Source organism: Paenibacillus zanthoxyli JH29, assembly GCF_000520715.1.
Classification (GTDB): Bacteria; Bacillota; Bacilli; order Paenibacillales; family Paenibacillaceae; genus Paenibacillus_AQ; species Paenibacillus_AQ zanthoxyli.
This window is the reverse complement of sequence record NZ_ASSD01000261.1, coordinates 17,451-35,327: the sequence shown is the minus strand read 5'-3', so window position 1 is coordinate 35,327 and position 17,877 is coordinate 17,451. Positions and strand designations below refer to the sequence as shown.

Here is a 17,877-nt window from a genome sequence, read left to right as displayed (position 1 = left end):
AGTGGCGCCTTAAAGGCGCCACTTTTCTGATTATGCCTATTTAGCGTACTCAACCGCCCGTGTCTCACGAATAACAGTGACCTTGATATGACCCGGGTAGTCCAGTTCATTTTCAATCGTCTTTGTAATATCGCGCGCCAGACGGAAAGCTTCGGCATCGTCGATCTTGTCAGGCTGCACCATTACGCGGACCTCTCGGCCGGCTTGAATCGCATATGACTTCTCGACGCCTTCGAAAGATTCGGAAATCTCCTCCAGCTTCTCCAGACGCTTGATATACGTTTCCAGCGTTTCCCGGCGCGCTCCCGGTCTTGCCGCCGACAATGCGTCAGCCGCACCAACCAGCATAGCGATAACCGAAGTCGCTTCTGCGTCCCCGTGATGGGAAGCAATGCTATTAATGACAACAGGATGTTCTTTATATTTCTTAGCAAGCTCCACGCCAATCTCGACGTGTGAGCCTTCCACCTCATGATCCAGCGCTTTGCCGATATCATGAAGCAGCCCCGCGCGTTTGGCTAGCACGATGTCTTCCCCAAGCTCACCGGCCATCAGCCCGGTCAAATAAGCAACCTCCATAGAGTGCTTCAATACGTTCTGACCATAGCTTGTACGGAATTTCAGTCGACCGAGAATTTTGATCAAATCCGGATGCAGACCATGAACACCAACCTCGAAGGTAGCTTGCTCACCATATTCCCGAATCCGTTCATCCACTTCCTTACGTGATTTCTCGACCATTTCTTCGATACGCGCCGGATGAATACGTCCGTCTGCCACCAGCTTCTCCAGTGCCGTACGGGCTACTTCCCGGCGAATCGGATCAAATCCCGATAAAATAACCGCTTCTGGCGTGTCGTCGATGATGAGGTCAATCCCGGTGAGGGTCTCGAGAGCCCGGATATTCCGGCCTTCGCGCCCGATTATCCGTCCCTTCATTTCCTCATTCGGAAGTGTAACGACGGATACCGTTGTTTCCGCCACATGATCGGCGGCACAGCGTTGAATGGCTAGAGTAATGATCTCGCGGGATTTCTTGTCCGCTTCTTCCTTCGCCTGCTGTTCAATATCCTTGATCATCTGTGCGGTTTCATGCCGAACTTCCTGTTCCACATTGGAAAGAATAATACTTCTGGCGTCTTCCATGCTCAAATTGGAGATACGCTCCAATTCAGCAACCTGATTTTTGTAAATTACATCGATTTGCTGCTGGGTTTCGTCAATTCGTTTCTCTTTGTTAGCCACTTGTTCTTCTTTTCGTTCAAGCGATTCCATTTTTTTATCCAGCGATTCTTCCTTTTGCAGCAACCGTCTTTCCTGACGTTGGATTTCATTCCGACGCTCACGAGTTTCCTTCTCAGCCTCGGTACGGATTCTGTGGACTTCGTCCTTGGCTTCCAATACCGTTTCCTTCTTCAGCGCCTCCGCTTCCTTCTTCGCGTTCTCCACGATTACGGCAGCGGCCTGTTCCGCGCTGGAAATCTTAGCTTCTGCAAGGGATTTCCGAATAAAATAACCGAACCCAAAGAATAATGTCGCTACAACGAGAACGATGATGACCCAGATCCAGATGTCCATCTGTTTCACCTCCTCGTTGGTTCCTCCAAGGCATTCCTTGGGATTGTGCAGTTGTCAAACTATCCGTTCATCACCATACAAAAAAACGGTAAATTCACCGATTGCCGAACTGCACATGATTCACATGCACACTGCCCGCCGCATCCGGCGATTACATTTCATATGAGTTGATACGCGAATCGTTTAGAAAAAGAGGGCCTTTTTGGGAAGGAAAAAGGATTCTTATTTTATGCCGATTCATGTTATATTTTATTATTTATAAAAAGACATTGTCAAGAGAGCCATTCCCGAGCGCAAAGTCAAGGGAGTCAGTCAAACTCGCAGAAGTCATCCTCTGCTCCGTCCATGTCCTGCCATAGTGAATGAAGGACACTTCGGACAATTTCGCCCGAAAATCCGCGTCTCATCAAAAAAGCGCCTGTCTTCCTTCTCTTATCGGCGGCCTCGCCCTTGATTGAATTCCACTTCTTGCGGCCCAGCTCAAGCGCGCTCTGCCGCTCCTGCTCAGCGCTGATTCCATCCAGCGCCTCGGTAATGACCGACTTATCAATGCCTTTGCCTCGTAATTCGTGGCGAACCCATAATCGACCCTTGCGATGCCCGGTTATCCGCTGCTCCGCCCACTGCTTCGCATACTGGGTATCGTCAATCAATCGTTCACGCCGCAGCCGTTCCAGCACTTCAGCAATTATAGCTTCCCCGATTTCCTTCTGCCGCAAACGTCTTGCCATCTCCATCCCCGTCCGCGGCTTTCGTTCCAAATAACGCAAGCCTTCAATGTATGCCCGCTGCCGCTCATCGGCCAATACGATCTGCTGAAGGTCTTCCTTTGTGAACGCATTTCCGGAAATCATCCGGTACTTGATCATAATATCCTCATGGACGCTCAGGCTGAATATCCCGAAATGAATAATATAGCGGTGATCGGATTTTCGCCCGCGTTCCACCCTGGTTATCGTCAGCGGCTCATCATCCGGGAACTGGGAGAGCACATCTTCCTCCGGCTGCTCGTCTTCATAATCAAGCTGTATTGTCATGTGTGTGCCATCCTCCCTTCTACTCATATAAACGCACTGATGCAGCGAAGGGAGTATCATCCCCATATACTTCCTTTTCCATATAAAAAAGACGCCCTATACGGTTATAAAGGGCGCCTCACTTTCAATAGATTATTCGATTTCGAGCAGTGCCTGTTCTTCCTGCTTCTCTGCTTCGATCTCCGCTTCCGTTGGAGCGGCGACGATTGTAGAAAGATTGCTCGCTTCACGAATCTTATTCTCAATGACAAGCGCCAAATCCTGATGTTCCTTCAGGAACTGCTTCGCATTCTCGCGGCCTTGACCCAGCCGTTCACCTTCATAGGAGTACCATGCGCCGCTCTTGTTGACGATATCCATTTCCGTGCCAATATCGACGAGACTTCCTTCTCTGGAAATGCCTTCACCGTACATAATATCGATATCCGCCTGTTTGAACGGAGGTGCCACCTTGTTCTTTACAACCTTGATTCGCGTGCGGTTACCCACGATATCATTGCCCATCTTAATACTCTCTACGCGGCGCACATCAAGGCGAACCGTAGAGTAGAATTTCAATGCGCGGCCGCCGGGAGTCGTCTCGGGATTACCGAACATAACGCCGATCTTCTCGCGAAGCTGGTTGATAAAGATAGCGATCGTCTTCGATTTGTTAATGGAGCCGGACAGCTTACGCAGGGCCTGGGACATCAGCCGTGCTTGCAAGCCGACATGGGAATCTCCCATCTCGCCTTCGATTTCAGCCTTCGGAACCAGCGCCGCCACGGAGTCTACCACAATGATATCTACCGCGCCGCTGCGGACAAGCGCTTCCGCAATCTCCAGCGCCTGCTCGCCGGTGTCCGGCTGGGACAGCAGCAGTTCGTCAATATTAACGCCCAGTTTGCTTGCATAGCTCGGATCCAGCGCATGCTCCGCATCAATAAAGGCGGCTTGTCCTCCGACCTTCTGAACCTCCGCAATCGCATGCAGGGCAACCGTTGTCTTACCGGAGGATTCCGGTCCATATACTTCTATAATGCGGCCTTTGGGAAGTCCGCCAATCCCCAGGGCAATATCTAAAGCCAACGATCCGCTGGGTACGACCTCAACTTGCATGTGAGTCGATTCTCCCAGTTTCATAACGGAACCTTTACCGAATTGTTTCTCTATTTGACGAAGCGCCATTTCAAGCGCTGCACGACGATCTGACAATCAGATCACATCCTTTTCACTGTTATATAATATCAGAAAGGTAAACCTTGTATTAGTATTGTATCTTGTTTTGAAGTGTTTGCCAAGCATTTTTTCGAACATACATTCGTTTTTTTCAACCTCCAGTCCGCATATTCCTTTTATTGTAAATTCAAAAAAAAATAAAAACCGCAGCAAAGAAATCAATGCCACGGTTCTTCCGTATGCTTCCATTATATAAGAGAAGAGCTGATCATTTCAAGCCTGAACCTAGAAACGGCGTATCCGCCTTGCGTTCCGCCAGTCTGCGCCACAGCCGATACAGAATGGCCTTGACGGAGCGAATACGGATATTGTCGCGGTTGCCTGACAGCCTAAGCTCGAATACTTCTGTCTTGCCGTTTTTCTCGGCGATGCCGATATAAACGAGACCGACAGGCTTGCGCTCTGAGGAGCCCGGACCCGCCACACCGGTAATCGACAGACCATAATCCGTACCGGCGGTAATTCTGACCTGCTCCGCCAGAACCTCAGCTACTTCGCGGCTGACCGCGCCGAAAGCATCCGGTCCTTCCAAGTAATTCTTAGGCACGTTCAGCAGCTTCTGCTTCATTTCGTTGGAATAGCAAACAATGCCTCCCATAAACATGGATGAGCTGCCGGGAATGCTCGTAATGCTCTCCATCAGCAATCCGCCTGTACAGCTCTCGGCGCAGCTCACGGTAAGTCCTTCATTCGTCATCCAATCTACGATTGCCTTTTCCATCGGAACATCGGTAGAGGCGTATAAATTCTCAGGAAGAATAGCTCTTATTTCTTCCTCCAGCGCATCCAGCTTCTCCATCGCTTCGCTGCGAGTAGGCGCCTTGGTGGAAATGCGCACCGTTACCTCGCCTTCTTTGGCATAAGGAGCGATCGTCGGATCGTTTTGGCCATGAATGAGATTAATCAGCTTGTCTTCAAGCAGAGATTCCCCGATGCCGGCAAATTTAAGCATTTTGGAATAAAGAGGCATCTCATCCGTCAGCGCATGCTGCTGAAGCCAAGGCTTGGCTTGCTTTGTGAACATCGGCTTCATCTCCCTCGGCGGTCCGGGAAGAACGATAAAATAGTTGCCCTCATGACGGATTGCAAGGCCCACAGCCAGTCCCGTCTCATTGGGAAGAGGCGTCGAATCGTCGATCACAAGCGCCTGCCGGCGGTTATTCTCGGTCATTGGCACGCCCCGGCCTTTGAAGAACCGGTCCACATGCTCCATCGCCATCTGATCGATGTGCAGCCCACGGCCCAGCGAAGCCGCCAAAGCGTCCTTGGTCAGATCGTCCTCCGTCGGTCCGATCCCTCCTGTAAATAATATGAGATCGGCGCGTCCCTTCGCGATTTCAATAGCCTCCTGCAGCCGGACGCTGTTGTCGCCTACCACAGTCTGAAAATAGACGTCAATGCCAAGAGCGGCAAGCTCGACGGACAGAAACTGGGCGTTGCTGTTCACGATTTGGCCGAGCAGCAGTTCCGTACCGACTGCAATAATCTCTGCTTTCATATCATCATTCCTCCCAGGGTGATTGATCGCCAGCCGCTACACGGATAGAAACGGGGCAATAGGTCCTTTGTCTACTGCCCCGCTGCGGATCACGGCAAGCCGGTTGGATATTAAGTGTTATTCAGTTGAAGCAGCTCCTTATTTTTCACGAAATAATCGATTCCCGAGTAAATCGTAATCAAAGCGGCCGCCCAAATGGTAATACTGTCAAAAGGGATGCCGACGAACTGAAACGGAAAATTATTAAGCAGCAGCAAGGAAATCGCAATAATCTGCACGACCGTCTTAATTTTGCCCCATCTGCTGGCCGCAACAACTTTGCCATCCAGCAGCGCCACTTGACGCAGACCGGTAACGGCAAATTCACGGCTGATAATGACGATGGCAATCCAGGAATCGCATCTGCCCAGCTCGACCAGCGAAATCAGCACCGCTGACACGAGCAGCTTATCGGCCAAGGGATCGAGCAGCTTGCCAAGATTGGTTACCATATTATACTTGCGGGCAATGTAGCCGTCGATGCCATCCGTGCTTGCCGCCAGCAAGAAAATAACTGCGGCGATGAGATGGTTGAACGAGAGCTGAAAAGAACCCCAATGTAGCGGATTCGGGTAGAAGCTGAAATCGACCAGCAGGAAGAACATCATGATCGGAATCAGACATATTCGGGCAATGGTTATGCGGTTAGGCAAATTCACTGAAGCACTTCCTCCCCTGACAAATCATATTCGAAAGCATGGGTTATGCGGACCTTCGTAATCTCCCCGATGCCAATGTTACTGCCCTTAACAAATACTTCTCCGTCAATCTCCGGCGCGTCATACTGCGAGCGGCCGATATAGACATCGCTGCGGCCGTCGTAGCGTTCCACCAGCACATCCAGAACTTGGCCCACAAACCGGCTGCCTCGATCCTGGGTAACCTTGCGCTGAAGCTCCATCAGCGTGTTGGCGCGCCATTCCTTCACTTCATCCGGCACCTGGTCCGGCAGGCGCGAAGCCGGAGTTCCCTCTTCATTGGAATAAGTAAATACCCCCAGCCGATCAAAACCGACTTCGCTTACAAACTCACACAAGCGCTGAAAATCCTCTTCAGTCTCGCCGGGGAAACCGACAATGAGCGAAGTGCGCAGCGACACGCCGGGAATCATCTCCCGAATCCGAGCGATCAGTTCACGGATATCCCGCTGGCGGCCGGGTCTGCGCATGCGTTTGAGAATCGAGTCTTCACTATGCTGAAGCGGCATATCCACGTATTTGCAGATCTTCGGATTATTCGCCATCGTCTGAATCAGCTCTTCGGTGAAAAATCCGGGATAGGCATAATGCAATCTGACCCATTCGATCCCTTCTACTTCGCTCACGCGGTTCAGCAGCTCGGGCAGCTTGAATTCCTCGTACAGATCGGTTCCGTAATTCGTGGAGTCCTGGGCGATTAGGCTGATCTCCTTCACCCCTTGCGCCGCGAGTGTTCTGACCTCGGCCAGAATCGACTCTATGGAGCGGCTGCGGAACGCTCCGCGCATAATGGGGATGCTGCAAAACGTACAATTGTTGTCGCAGCCTTCCGCAATTTTGACATAGGTAGTATAACGCGGCGTCGATACCTTGCGGGGCAGCGCCTCCTCATAATTAAAGACCGGATTGCCAACCCATACCGGCCTGCTTCCTCTCACGGCTTCATCCACAATCTGAACGATGTTGTGAAAATCTCCCGTTCCGACAATTCCGTCAATTTCGGGCATTTCCTCCATCAGTTCCGCCTTGTAGCGCTGGGTTAAGCAGCCCGATACGATCAGCGCCTTGAGATTACCGCTCTCCTTCAATTCCGCAAGCTCAAGAATCGTATTGACGGATTGCTCTTTGGCTTCATCGATAAATCCGCACGTATTTACAATAATGACGGTAGCTTCTTCCTTACGGTCCACAAGCGAATATCCGCGTTCATGAACCAGACCGGACATAATCTCCGAATCTACCAAATTTTTTTCGCAGCCGAGTGTAACAATGTTAATCTTCTCTGTCATCAGTCATCCTCCAATAGTAAAAAGCACGTATCCACATTTCTTAAGCAAGTATAATATAGCCGGAATTCGGCTGTCAAAAACACAAAGCACCCCGCAGATCTTCGCTTTGTGGGCGGCGCTGCGGGGCACGGAATCATTATTTCAGGTTAGTGTACTGCAGATCCAGAGGCAAATCAGCTTTATTAAGAAGCTGAATAATTTGCTGAAGATCGTCTCTGCTCTTGCCGGTGACACGAATCTGATCACCCTGAATCTGGCTCTTAACCTTCAGCTTAGAATCGCGGATCAGCACATTGATCTTCTTGGCGTTATCCTGATCGATCCCCTGTTTAAGTCCGAGCCGCTGGCGAACCGTCCCCAAGGAGGCTGGCTCGATTTTGCCGAAGTCAAGATTCTTGAGCGTGATGCCTCTCTTAACCATCTTCGACTGCAAAATATCAATGACAGCATTCAGCTTATACTCGTCGTCCGATACAATGATCAGCGCGTCCTTTTCCAGCTTAAGGCTGCTCTTGCTTCCCTTGAAATCGAAGCGGTTTTGAATCTCTTTTTCCGTCTGATGAATCGCATTGGTCAATTCCTGAATATCCATTTTGGATACAATATCGAATGAACTTTCCGAAGCCATATTTCCACGTCCTTTATGTGCATTATTTCAGCTACTATTATATGAAAAAGACAAGGCCAAGTCTAACTATGAGTAGTATTCAGCCCAAACATACAATCCTTATATTTCAAAAAAACGCCTCCTTAAAAAGGGCAGTTTCCCTTTTGCTGGAGGCGTCCTGTGGCATGCCTGTTATCTGCTTCGAATCGGACTTCTAAACATATCCAAGATTCCCAGCACGATATGCGCAAGACCGAAACCCAGGATTCCGTAACCCCAGGCTCCGGGTGTTAAATAGTAACCAAGCAGGCTGACAATTATGCCCAGGGCGATTACAATCCAGCTGACCGTCATCGATAGTACACCTCGCTTTGATGGATGAACTGTTAACCATTTCTTAGGTTCTCCATAGCAGCAGAGTCTATGCGTATCGATTAGCTTATTGGGCGGTGCCGCTCTCAGCGGTTGCACCGCTGTCAGTCGTTTGCCCATCCGTACTGTTCGCCGGCGTTCCGGTTGCATTCGTTGATCCCGCGCCGTTATCGAGCTTGAGCAAAATACGTGAGGTAGACTTTCCGTCCGTTACGACCTGCCCGTTCACGGTGATCTGCGTAGCGGGGGAGTAGCCGGACTTAATATACATGCCTTCGCTATCCAGAGTAAAGGTCAAAGTATCTCCCGCAGTCGTTTTTCCAAAAGAAAGCTTCTCTCCTCTGGAATTTTCGCCCTTATATACCTCCAGCCAACTTTCGCCTGTCGCTGTAATGACAACCTGCGGATTGGCACCTGTCACCTTAAAGACGGTTGTCTTGCCTGATTTCCGGTCCTGAACGACCGTGCCGCCTCCCGCAGCCGGTGAAGGTGAAGGGGACAGCGACGGCGAAGGAGATGGGGACGGCGAAGCCGTAGCTTCGCTTCCTGCTCCAACCTCAGCTCCTGACGAAGCGGAAGGCGTCGGTGCCCCAGCTTCTGCGGAAGCAGATCCGGCTGATGGTGCCGCCGTAGGATTCTGTGTGCTCGTAGTAATCGGATTAGCGTCGGTCTGCTGGTTATCCGATTTGCCCCAGTTCGAAGCATACATATAAATGACCGCTATGATCAATACCGGAAAAATCCACATTAAGAGTGTCGGAAGCCATTTGGCATTCCGCTCGGTCTCGGGTCTTCGGCTGCGCTTTTGGAGCACCGTTTCCATAGTGGAAGGCTCCTCTTTGGGCACAGGAACACTTCCGGGCTCTTGTATAAGCTCATCGGGATTAACCCCAACCGCCTCCGCATAGGTCTTGATAAAAGCCCGCACGTAAAAACTGCCGGGAAGCACCTTATAATCTCCCGTCTCAATGGCTTCCAAATATTTCTTGCGAATTTTCGTTACTTCCTGCACATCGTCAAGACTCATTCCCTTTTGCAAACGAGCCTCCTTCAATTGCCGGCCCAGTTCCGACATTCCTTTGCCTCCTCCTCATGTTCGCTCTATTTATAAATCGTCGCTGTAGCTGGATGTGATTGTATCGTAAAGGATTTCTTCACCAGGATTATTGCGCAGCTCGACCAGAATGTCAAAATCGTCATATGTGTATTCTGATTCGCGGACAAAAATGTCCGGGTGCTCAATAACCTTTGTACTTGGCATAGCCATGATATCTTTTAGCAGATTATAATGCTTCTCATTGGAGCGAATCGTGCTGACAATCCCGTCGATAATAAAAATATTGTTCGGATTCATCTCATCCTCGGCAAGCTGGCTGCGGACGGTCTGCCGGAGCATCGTCGAGGAAACGAAGGTCCAGCGCTTCATTGCGCACACGCTGCCGGCGATAATCGATTCCGTCTTACCTACCCGCGGCATTCCCCGAAGGCCAATGACCTGATTCCCGTCACGTTTGAACAGCTCTCCGAGAAAATCAACCAGCAGGCCCAGCTCATCCCGGGTAAACCGGAATGTCTTCCGGTCATCCGAATCCCGGTCAATATATCTTCCGTGCCGTACGGCCAGTTTGTCAACCAAGCGCGGTGAACGCAGGGCAGTTACCGTTATATTTTCAACCTTTTTGAGCATTTCGCCCATCAGCCGGATCTTCTCATCATCATTCGTTTCAAGCAGCATACCCCTCGTCTTATCCTCCACTCCGTTGATGGTCAGTATATTGACCTCCATCATACCGAGCATCGAAGCGATATCGCCGAGCAAACCGGGTCTATTCTTATGTATCTTGTATTCCATGTACCATTCTTTGTATTCCAACTTGTACACCTCGTAATGTAAATTCCCTTTCCCGAGCCTTGATTCGCTACAAAACGCCAAGAAGCGACACACCACAGGTTCACGGGTCATGTTAATGATATATAAAATGAAATTGAAAGGCAAGGTCGAATGGTCTGACAATTGCAGAAAAGCTCCCTCGAGGGGGAGCTTGTTCCGCCGGGCTATGCGTTCTGCTTCGCCAGCTTGACCATGAGGGAGGCAATTGTATGCCGCTGGCTTTCATCGCCTACGTCCCACAGCTCTTTGATCGCCCGGTTGGAGGCGTTTTGCGGGTCTACCTTCTTGTCGAGGAATTCCCCGATTTCAAAAGCGAGCTTGGCAATGGTATCCTCACTCATGCCGACTTTCTCAGCCTGCACAACCCGCTCACCCAAAAATTTCTTCCAGGTATCATAGTTCCTGATTACGGTTGATTCTGTTGACATATTAAATCCTCCTTCGTGGTGATGACCTTGCTTACCCTTAGGCAGCAGGCCATTTGCGCTTAAGATTTAAAAGCAACAGTAGTAATATGCCCTCGAAGAAAACCTGTTATGCTTAGGTCTTTTCCCAACGTCAGGTAACCCAGCCCCCATTTGGGCTAATAATTTGTCCGTTGATATATCCCGATTCCGGCAGAGCCAAAAAATACACAAGCGAAGCGACTTCTTCCGGAGAGGCAAGTCTGCCTGCGGGAATTTCTTCCTCAAGCATGCGAACCTCGTCCTCCAATAAATTTTCCAGCATCGCCGTGCGCACCGCGCCCGGAGCCACCGCGTTCACCGTTACGCCTGAAGGGGCCAATTCCTTGGCCAGTGCCTTAGTAAAGGCGTTGACGCCGCCCTTGCTCGCAGAATAGGCAACTTCGCAAGACGCGCCCGAAATTCCCCATACGGAAGAGACGTTGATAATCCGCCCATACCGCTGCGAAACCATATAGGGCATAAAAATCTGGCTGCAAAGAAAGGTCCCTTTCAGATTGACGGCCAAACAATCGTCCCATTCCTCTTCGGTAAGATCGGCAAGCATGCCGTAATGGGCTCTGCCGGCATTGTTGACCAATATGTCCGGCTGCAAACCGGTGGCCGTAATCCGTTCAGCCATGCGCTGGAGCTGGCTTCGGTCTCTTAAATCGGCGGCCACGGTCATGACCTGTGAACCGGCATTCATACAGCGCCGCGCCACCTCATTGGCCGCCTCATGGGAATTCATATAGTGAATCACAATATTCATCCGTGCCGAGGCAAAGCGCTCGGCAATGGCGCCGCCAATCCCTCCGCTGCCGCCGGTAATAAGCACCGTCGTTTCTCCGAGCGGCTTGCCGCTCGCTCCCACAATATTCACTACGGGTTCACCACCACGGATACGGCAAGCTGATCCCAATCGATGTGCTCGCGCAGCCGTTCATTCACTTCATCCAGTGTTATCGATTCGTATTCCGGAACGACACCGAAGAAGTCACCTCCGCGGAACTGATAACGTGTAAATTCATGGGCAATGCTCTCCGGAGAGTTCAGCATGCGCAAATGTCCGCCGATTTTCTTGTTGCGCGCCCGGATAAAATCGCGTTCAGAGAAGCCCGCCCTAAGAACAGCGTGAATCTCTTCCCTGATCCGTTTGAGCAGCAGATCGGGGTCCTTCGTATCGCCGCCGATCGCGGAGAAGGCGTACTGCGGCGAGCTGTTGAATTCATGTCCGAAGCTGTCGGAAATGAGCTCTTCGTCGTACAGCTTCTGGTACAGAACGGTACTGCTGCCAAGCAGAAGGTCAAGCATCAGCTTGGTCGTCAAATCGCGCCGCACCGCGGCTTTGCCTGTCAGCCCGGTCTCTTTTTCCTTGAAACCGAACAGACATTTAGGCATGGACACTGCCAGCTTGTTCTCCAGCCGCTTCTGGCCAACTTGTTCCGGCTCCCGTTCAAAAATCCGTTCGATCTCGCCCTGCCGTTCGTAAGCTTTCCGGCTTTGATTGTCGCGCACCAGCTTAAAGACAGCCTCCGGATCTACGCCGCCGACGATAAAGAGCAGCATGTTGCTCGGATGGTAAAAAGCATTGTAGCAGGTATAGAGTGTTTCTTTGGTAATTGACGAGATGGATTCCACTGTGCCGGCGATATCGATCCGTACCGGATTTTTCTGATACATTGCTTCGATCAGCCCGAAATAGACGCGCCAATCCGGATTGTCGGCATACATGTTGATTTCCTGGCCGATGATGCCCTTTTCCTTCTCCACATTCTGGTCTGTAAAATAGGGACGCTGCACAAAATCGATCAATGTTTCGATATTCGTCTCTATTTTTTCTGTGGCGGAGAACAGGTAAACCGTCTGCTCAAAGCTCGTAAAAGCATTGGCCGACGCTCCGTTTGATGCAAAAGTGGCGAAAATGTCGCCCTCCGGCTCCTCGAACATTTTATGCTCCAAAAAGTGGGCGATGCCATCCGGCACCGATGTTTCCTCGCCTCCGGCCACACGGAAGTGATTATCCACCGAACCGTATTTGGTCGCAAACGTGGCGTATGTTTTTCTGAAACCCGGCTTCGGAAGAACGTATACACTCAGCCCGTTATCTAAAACTTCGTAGTACAGCGTTTCCTGAAGCCTGTCATAATGGATCTGTTCCACAGCTACTCCTCCTTCTGTCCTGTCAGGAAATAGATCGTATCCAGCTGGACGGTGTCGGCAGCCCGTTTCACGTCCTCCGCGCCGGAAGCTTCCACCTGGCTCATCAGTTCTTCCGCAGAACGGTCTTTGCCGGACAACTGGCGGTTGAAGTCGAATGCAATCATTTCAAAGGCGGAGTCCTGGATTTCCAAGAGCAGGTTGCGTATCATCGCCTTGGTCTGGTTCAGCTCCAGATCGCTGATATTCCCTTTTTTCATTTCATCAAGCTGCTTGCGTATGATATCCACGGCTTTGCCGTAGTTCTCGATTTCAATGCCCGACTGAATCGTGGCAATTCCTTTATGCCCGTCGTAGCGGGAAGACGCATAGTAAGCCAGACTCTCCTTCTCCCGGACATTGACGAACAGCTTGGAATGCGGATAGCCGCCCAAAATACCGTTGTACATTAAAGCGTGCGCATAGGCGTCGTCCCTGTAAGTAACGGAAGTCCGCAAACCCATGTTCAGCTTGCCTTGACCGACATCCATCCGTTCTTCCACCGTGCGGACCTCCGTAACGGTCTTAGGGGAGAATCGGGATTGATACTGGGAGGATGCTGTCCGGCCGCCAAAGCCAAAATGCCGCTCTACCAGCTTCTCAACTTCTTCAGGCGTCGTGTCGCCAACGACATACAGATCGAGAATCGCTCCTTCCAGCCAAGAAAGATAGGACTGATGCAGCGAATCCGGGGTAATCGCGTCTAAATCCGCCCTTTGTCCGAGCGGATGCAGACGATACGGCTCTTCCCGGCACATTTCCTCGATGCAGCGCTCGGCCGCGTAACGGATTTTGTCATTGACGATAGCCTCCAGCTTCTTGCGGACAGTCTCACGCTCCGTTCCCACATAAGAAGCCTTGAAGCTGCCGCCTTCCAGTACAGGCTGTGTAAGCACTTCTCCCAAAAAAGCGAAGGATTCGCCTAGCAGACTCTCCTTGCTCTGCACAAATGAATCATTGATCGTGTCCATCCGGAACTGGATGATCTGGTAATCGCCGCGCTTATACACGTCGAATCCGAATCCCGCTCCATACAGCTCTTCCAACCGTTCGCGGAACTGGGTTGTCTCCGGATAAGAAGCCGTGCCCCGGCGGAGAACAAACGGAATCAGCGCGGTGGGGGTCACGGTCTCTTCGGCCAAGGGCAAGCCGGCATACAGCGATATCGCATAAGTCTTAAACGTCTTCGTCGGCAGCACATGAATCCGGATGCCTCCTACGTTGCCATGCTGGAATACGTGATTTGTCAAGTCGAAAACTCCTTTACGGCCTGGATAGATGCTTTTAAACCATATTTATGAAGTAATATTTATTCTAAACCATTCCAAAGTAAGGAAGCAACCGAAAGACAAGTCTTCCGATTGCTCCTGGGGTTTCGGTTACATACAGAAAATATGCTCGCCGATCGTTTTCACCTGCGGTCTTGTCCAGATCCATTTGGAGGTTGCAGTCTTCGGATTGAAGTAATACAGACAGCCTCCCGTCGGGTCCCAGCCGTTGAGCGCCTGCCGAACCGCTTTGCTTGCTTGTTCATTGGGTGTCAGATAAATCTGTCCGTCAGCAACGGCGGTGAAAGCTCCGGGTTGGAATATCACACCCGAAGGCGTGTTCGGAAAACTCGGGGATTTTGTCCGGTTCAGAATGACCGCGGCCACGGCCACCTGTCCTTCAAACGGCTCTCCCCTAGCTTCACCGTAAACGGCATTTGCCATGATCCTCAAATCGTTCTCCGACAAGCCCATTGTATTTCCGGACGCCAGTTCGGCCGTATTTTGGGTTGTTTTTTTCGCGGTCCTCGGTTCCGTAGGACGCCAGTTCTTGGTTGCATTGTACAACCTCAGCTTCGTCTTTGCTCCAACGACACCGTCTGCCACCATGCCAAATTTCCACTGAAACCATTTGACCGAGTTCAATGTTTCGCTGCCGAATTGGCTGTCTATTGTGCCCGAGAAATATCCAAGGTGCTTTAAGCGTCCCTGAAGCTCATATACATCTTGCCCGGAGGCGCCGTATTTAATGGGTACAGTGCTAAAAGCGGGTATCGCTTCATCGCTCGGCCCAGCCTCGGACGAAGAACTCGCAGCAGTCTGCGGAACTTTCGATGATGCCTTCCCTCCGGAGAAATGTTCAATCAGCGGGGCTGACGCAAGCGTAAGGGCTAGTACGGCAATAATCCATAGCTTCTGATTCTTCATTTGGCTTCGCTCTACCTTTCTCTTTTAAGTTCTGCATGGATGGCTAACGTTATTATGATGACAGCGCAAGAATCCTATGCACCGAAAGGAACGAAAAGAAAGGAAGTTAAAATAAAGAAAAACGTTCCTTTTCCGCAGAAAAAGAACGCTTGGCCTAAACTGCTGCCATGTAGAATCAGGAACTGATCCGGCTTTGCTGGTACTGCTCCAGCGAGATCAGCACTTCCCGAGGCTTGCTGCCCTCGTACGGACCTATAACACCCCTGGCCTCCATGGAATCGATCAGTCTGGCGGCCCGGGTGTAACCGACGCGCATCCTGCGCTGCAGCAGCGATACCGAAGCCTGCTTGGCTTCAAGCACGATTTGCACCGCCTGCTCGTATAGCTCATCCTGCGGCTCCCCGGTTTCCGCAGCCGCATCATCCACTTCCGGAACGATAGACTCGTCATACTCCGCTTCGCCTTGGCTGCTGACATAATGGACGATCGCTTCCACCTCGGCATCGCTCATGAAAGCCCCTTGAACCCGTACCGGCTTGGAGGAACCCATCGGCATGAACAGCATATCGCCGCGCCCCAGCAGCTTCTCTGCTCCCGCCATGTCCAGAATGGTGCGTGAATCAACCTGCGAGGAGACGCCAAAGGCGATCCGCGAAGGGATATTGGCCTTGATGACACCGGTGATGACATCCACCGAAGGGCGCTGGGTCGCAATGATCAGATGAATTCCGGCCGCCCGCGCCATCTGTGCTAGACGGCAAATGGCGTCTTCCACATCGTTCGCGGCAACCATCATCAAGTCGGCAAGCTCGTCCACAATGACGACGATATACGGCAGAACCGCCTCCGGGTTATCCTTCATCAGATGGTTGTAGCCTTCCACATTCCGGGTTCCGGATTTGGAGAACAGCTCATATCTTTTCTCCATCTCGACCACAATTTTCTTGAGCGCCAGGCTGGCGCGTTTCGGGTCGGTAACGACAGGAGCCATTAAATGGGGAATCCCATTGTATACATTCAGTTCGACCATCTTCGGATCGACCATAAGAAACTTGACTTCATCCGGCTTGGCCTTGTACAGAATGCTGGTGATAATTCCGTTGATGCAGACCGATTTGCCGGAACCTGTTGCCCCGGCAACGAGCAGATGGGGCATTTTGGCGAGATTGCCAATGATCGTCTGGCCGGAAATATCCCTGCCGAAAGCAATCGTCAGCCTGGCTTCGGCTTCCTGGAAAATTTGGGTCTCCATCACTTCTCTCATGGTGACCAGCGATACCTCCGGATTCGGCACCTCGATTCCGATTGCCGATTTGCCAGGAATCGGCGCCTCCATCCGGATATCTTTGGCGGCGAGCGCCAAAGCGATATCATCGGTCAGATTGACGATCCGGCTGACCTTCACGCCAATATCGGGCTGAATCTCGTACCGGGTAACCGCCGGCCCCCGGACAACCTCCAGCACCTTAGCCCGAACGCCAAAGCTTTCCAGCGTCGCTTCAAGCTTGCGGGCCGTCTGCATGTAATCGTTCTGGTCGCCGGCTTTGCCGCCGCTATTTGGCTTCGACAGCAGCCGGAACGGCGGAAGCTTGTAAGGCTTAGGCGGAGGCGCCGGCTTGGGAGCCGGAGGTCTGTCTCCTTCGGCCTCTCCTTCCGCGCCTGTGCTTGCCTCAACAATAACAGCGTCTTCCCCGGAGACAGACCCTTCCGCCGCTTCCGCGAGGCTCAGGGCATCGGCAGGCTTCGTATTGCTCCGCGCAGCCGGCGAGAACTCGCTCCATTCCTCACGGTCTTCGTCGCTCAAGCCTTCCGCACGGATATGCTCAAAGAAATCGCGAATGATAGGAGCTCCAGATTCCAATTCCTCATTCTCAAAATCATAGTCTTCATCTGGACCAGACCAATCCGATTGGGAAGGAATACCTGAAATGATCGGAACATTCCTATGCTCCTCGTCCCAATCATCCTCCCCGGAATCCGGCAAAGCTTCGCCTCCGGATCGCGGAGTCTTGCGCCGCATAAGTATGTCGAAGAACTGCGGCGCTTTACGGCTCGGAAGTCCTGCTTCCAGTTCCTCCTCTTCCTCTTCTTCCGGTTCCTCCTGAACCTTCTTAGGTCGTCCCCGGGAGGGTACCGGCACCGCCTGCGGGCGGTTAGCCGCTCTAAGCCGAATGCCTTCCGCAAGCTTGACCGCCCGGGTTCTCAGTATTCCGAACAGCTCGATGTAGGAGAGATTCGTAACCAGCATAAAGCTGATCGCCAGCATAACGATCATAAGCAGCTTGGCACCAAGCGTCCCGAACAACCACAGCAGCACAGCGAATTCCAATCCGCCAAGATAGCCGCCGCTTATATCTTTGCCCAGCAAATAGACGCTGCCGTCATTTACTGCTGGAGTCAACGCCCCGGCCAGATCCTTCTGGGTCTGTGACAGCACGTTGCCCGGATGGAGCATGGATATCGGCCCAAGCTTCTGCTCCATAGCCGAAATGCTGCTCATCAGGCACATTGAGCATACCAGCAGCAGAACACCGCTGTGCCGGCTGCTCCAATTCGAAGGCCATTTCCGGTAGATCATGACCATTAATCCGTAATACATGCCTATGAGCGGCAATACGAAATAAAACCGGCCAAGAAGGTAAGCGGCCAAGCTTGATAATGAACGTCCCACCGCCGCTTCGCCGGATAAAGCTATAACCGAGAAGGTAATCAGAAGGATGCCATAAATCTCATATTTTAAAACGCTGCCCAGCAGCGCTTTCTTTTTTTTCCGTTTTCTCCGTTTAGCCACGCCAGCCACCCCCGAATCAGTA

16 protein-coding genes are annotated in these 17,877 nt (G+C 51.6%); all 16 read right to left on the bottom strand.

Annotated elements, in window-relative coordinates; all coding sequences use genetic code 11:
- Nucleotides 1-36 precede the first annotated feature (36 nt).
- The gene (gene rny / locus L691_RS0109770; RefSeq protein WP_025690280.1) at nt 37-1,578 is read right to left on the bottom strand and encodes a ribonuclease Y; all 1,542 of its coding nucleotides are present in this window, start codon (nt 1,576-1,578) and stop codon (nt 37-39) included.
- A 308-nt stretch (nt 1,579-1,886) separates the two neighbouring features.
- Nucleotides 1,887-2,615, bottom strand: a complete 729-nt coding sequence (locus L691_RS0109765; RefSeq protein WP_036736395.1) for a regulatory protein RecX — start codon at nt 2,613-2,615, stop codon at nt 1,887-1,889.
- A gap of 132 nt (nt 2,616-2,747) precedes the next feature.
- A complete protein-coding gene (gene recA, locus L691_RS0109760; protein WP_025690277.1) occupies nt 2,748-3,809 on the bottom strand; it encodes a recombinase RecA in 1,062 nt (353 codons plus the stop codon).
- Between the two features lie 232 nt (nt 3,810-4,041).
- On the bottom strand, nt 4,042-5,331 hold the full coding sequence (locus L691_RS0109750; protein WP_025690274.1) for a competence/damage-inducible protein A: 1,290 nt from the start codon (nt 5,329-5,331) through the stop codon (nt 4,042-4,044).
- Between the two features lie 110 nt (nt 5,332-5,441).
- Nucleotides 5,442-6,029, bottom strand: a complete 588-nt coding sequence (pgsA, locus tag L691_RS0109745; RefSeq protein WP_025690272.1) for a CDP-diacylglycerol--glycerol-3-phosphate 3-phosphatidyltransferase — start codon at nt 6,027-6,029, stop codon at nt 5,442-5,444.
- Nucleotides 6,026-7,357: a 30S ribosomal protein S12 methylthiotransferase RimO gene (gene rimO, locus L691_RS0109740; protein ID WP_025690271.1), complete on the bottom strand. Its 1,332-nt coding sequence runs from the start codon at nt 7,355-7,357 to the stop codon at nt 6,026-6,028. The genes pgsA and rimO overlap by 4 nt, the downstream gene beginning before the upstream one ends.
- A 136-nt stretch (nt 7,358-7,493) precedes the next feature.
- Nucleotides 7,494-7,985 (bottom strand): YajQ family cyclic di-GMP-binding protein, encoded by a 492-nt coding sequence (locus tag L691_RS0109735; RefSeq protein WP_025690270.1) that lies wholly within the window; start codon nt 7,983-7,985, stop codon nt 7,494-7,496.
- 171 nt (nt 7,986-8,156) lie between these two features.
- Complete coding sequence (locus L691_RS32655) at nt 8,157-8,318, bottom strand: hypothetical protein (RefSeq protein ID WP_169744915.1); 162 nt, start codon at nt 8,316-8,318, stop codon at nt 8,157-8,159.
- Nucleotides 8,319-8,403: 85 nt separating this feature from the next.
- On the bottom strand, nt 8,404-9,411 hold the full coding sequence (locus tag L691_RS0109725) for a helix-turn-helix domain-containing protein (protein ID WP_025690269.1): 1,008 nt from the start codon (nt 9,409-9,411) through the stop codon (nt 8,404-8,406).
- Nucleotides 9,412-9,441: 30 nt separating this feature from the next.
- The gene (locus tag L691_RS0109720; RefSeq protein ID WP_025690267.1) at nt 9,442-10,209 is read right to left on the bottom strand and encodes a DUF3388 domain-containing protein; all 768 of its coding nucleotides are present in this window, start codon (nt 10,207-10,209) and stop codon (nt 9,442-9,444) included.
- Nucleotides 10,210-10,391: 182 nt separating this feature from the next.
- Nucleotides 10,392-10,655 (bottom strand): DUF3243 domain-containing protein, encoded by a 264-nt coding sequence (locus L691_RS0109715; RefSeq protein ID WP_025690266.1) that lies wholly within the window; start codon nt 10,653-10,655, stop codon nt 10,392-10,394.
- A gap of 130 nt (nt 10,656-10,785) precedes the next feature.
- Nucleotides 10,786-11,553: an elongation factor P 5-aminopentanone reductase gene (gene ymfI, locus L691_RS0109710; protein WP_025690264.1), complete on the bottom strand. Its 768-nt coding sequence runs from the start codon at nt 11,551-11,553 to the stop codon at nt 10,786-10,788.
- Nucleotides 11,553-12,833 carry an EF-P 5-aminopentanol modification-associated protein YfmH gene (gene yfmH, locus L691_RS0109705; RefSeq protein WP_025690263.1) on the bottom strand — a complete coding sequence of 427 codons (1,281 nt, stop codon included), beginning with the start codon at nt 12,831-12,833 and terminating at the stop codon, nt 11,553-11,555. Before yfmH ends, ymfI begins: the two co-directional genes overlap by 1 nt.
- A gap of 2 nt (nt 12,834-12,835) precedes the next feature.
- Nucleotides 12,836-14,119 carry an EF-P 5-aminopentanol modification-associated protein YfmF gene (yfmF, locus tag L691_RS0109700; RefSeq protein WP_025690261.1) on the bottom strand — a complete coding sequence of 428 codons (1,284 nt, stop codon included), beginning with the start codon at nt 14,117-14,119 and terminating at the stop codon, nt 12,836-12,838.
- A gap of 129 nt (nt 14,120-14,248) precedes the next feature.
- A complete protein-coding gene (sleB, locus tag L691_RS0109695; protein ID WP_025690259.1) occupies nt 14,249-15,064 on the bottom strand; it encodes a spore cortex-lytic enzyme in 816 nt (271 codons plus the stop codon).
- A 175-nt stretch (nt 15,065-15,239) separates the two neighbouring features.
- The gene (locus L691_RS0109690; protein WP_025690258.1) at nt 15,240-17,855 is read right to left on the bottom strand and encodes an FtsK/SpoIIIE family DNA translocase; all 2,616 of its coding nucleotides are present in this window, start codon (nt 17,853-17,855) and stop codon (nt 15,240-15,242) included.
- Nucleotides 17,856-17,877 lie beyond the last annotated feature (22 nt).

Excerpts from the sequence above, each read along its gene's own strand:
- rny (WP_025690280.1), bottom strand. The coding sequence starts at position 1,578 with ATGGACATCTGGATCTGGGTCATCATCGTTCTCGTTGTAGCGACATTA.
- L691_RS0109765 (WP_036736395.1), bottom strand. The coding sequence starts at position 2,615 with ATGACAATACAGCTTGATTATGAAGACGAGCAGCCGGAGGAAGATGTG.
- L691_RS0109750 (WP_025690274.1), bottom strand. The coding sequence starts at position 5,331 with ATGAAAGCAGAGATTATTGCAGTCGGTACGGAACTGCTGCTCGGCCAA.
- rimO (WP_025690271.1), bottom strand. The coding sequence starts at position 7,357 with ATGACAGAGAAGATTAACATTGTTACACTCGGCTGCGAAAAAAATTTG.
- L691_RS0109735 (WP_025690270.1), bottom strand. The coding sequence starts at position 7,985 with ATGGCTTCGGAAAGTTCATTCGATATTGTATCCAAAATGGATATTCAG.
- L691_RS32655 (WP_169744915.1), bottom strand. The coding sequence starts at position 8,318 with ATGACGGTCAGCTGGATTGTAATCGCCCTGGGCATAATTGTCAGCCTG.
- L691_RS0109725 (WP_025690269.1), bottom strand. The coding sequence starts at position 9,411 with ATGTCGGAACTGGGCCGGCAATTGAAGGAGGCTCGTTTGCAAAAGGGA.
- L691_RS0109715 (WP_025690266.1), bottom strand. The coding sequence starts at position 10,655 with ATGTCAACAGAATCAACCGTAATCAGGAACTATGATACCTGGAAGAAA.
- sleB (WP_025690259.1), bottom strand. The coding sequence starts at position 15,064 with ATGAAGAATCAGAAGCTATGGATTATTGCCGTACTAGCCCTTACGCTT.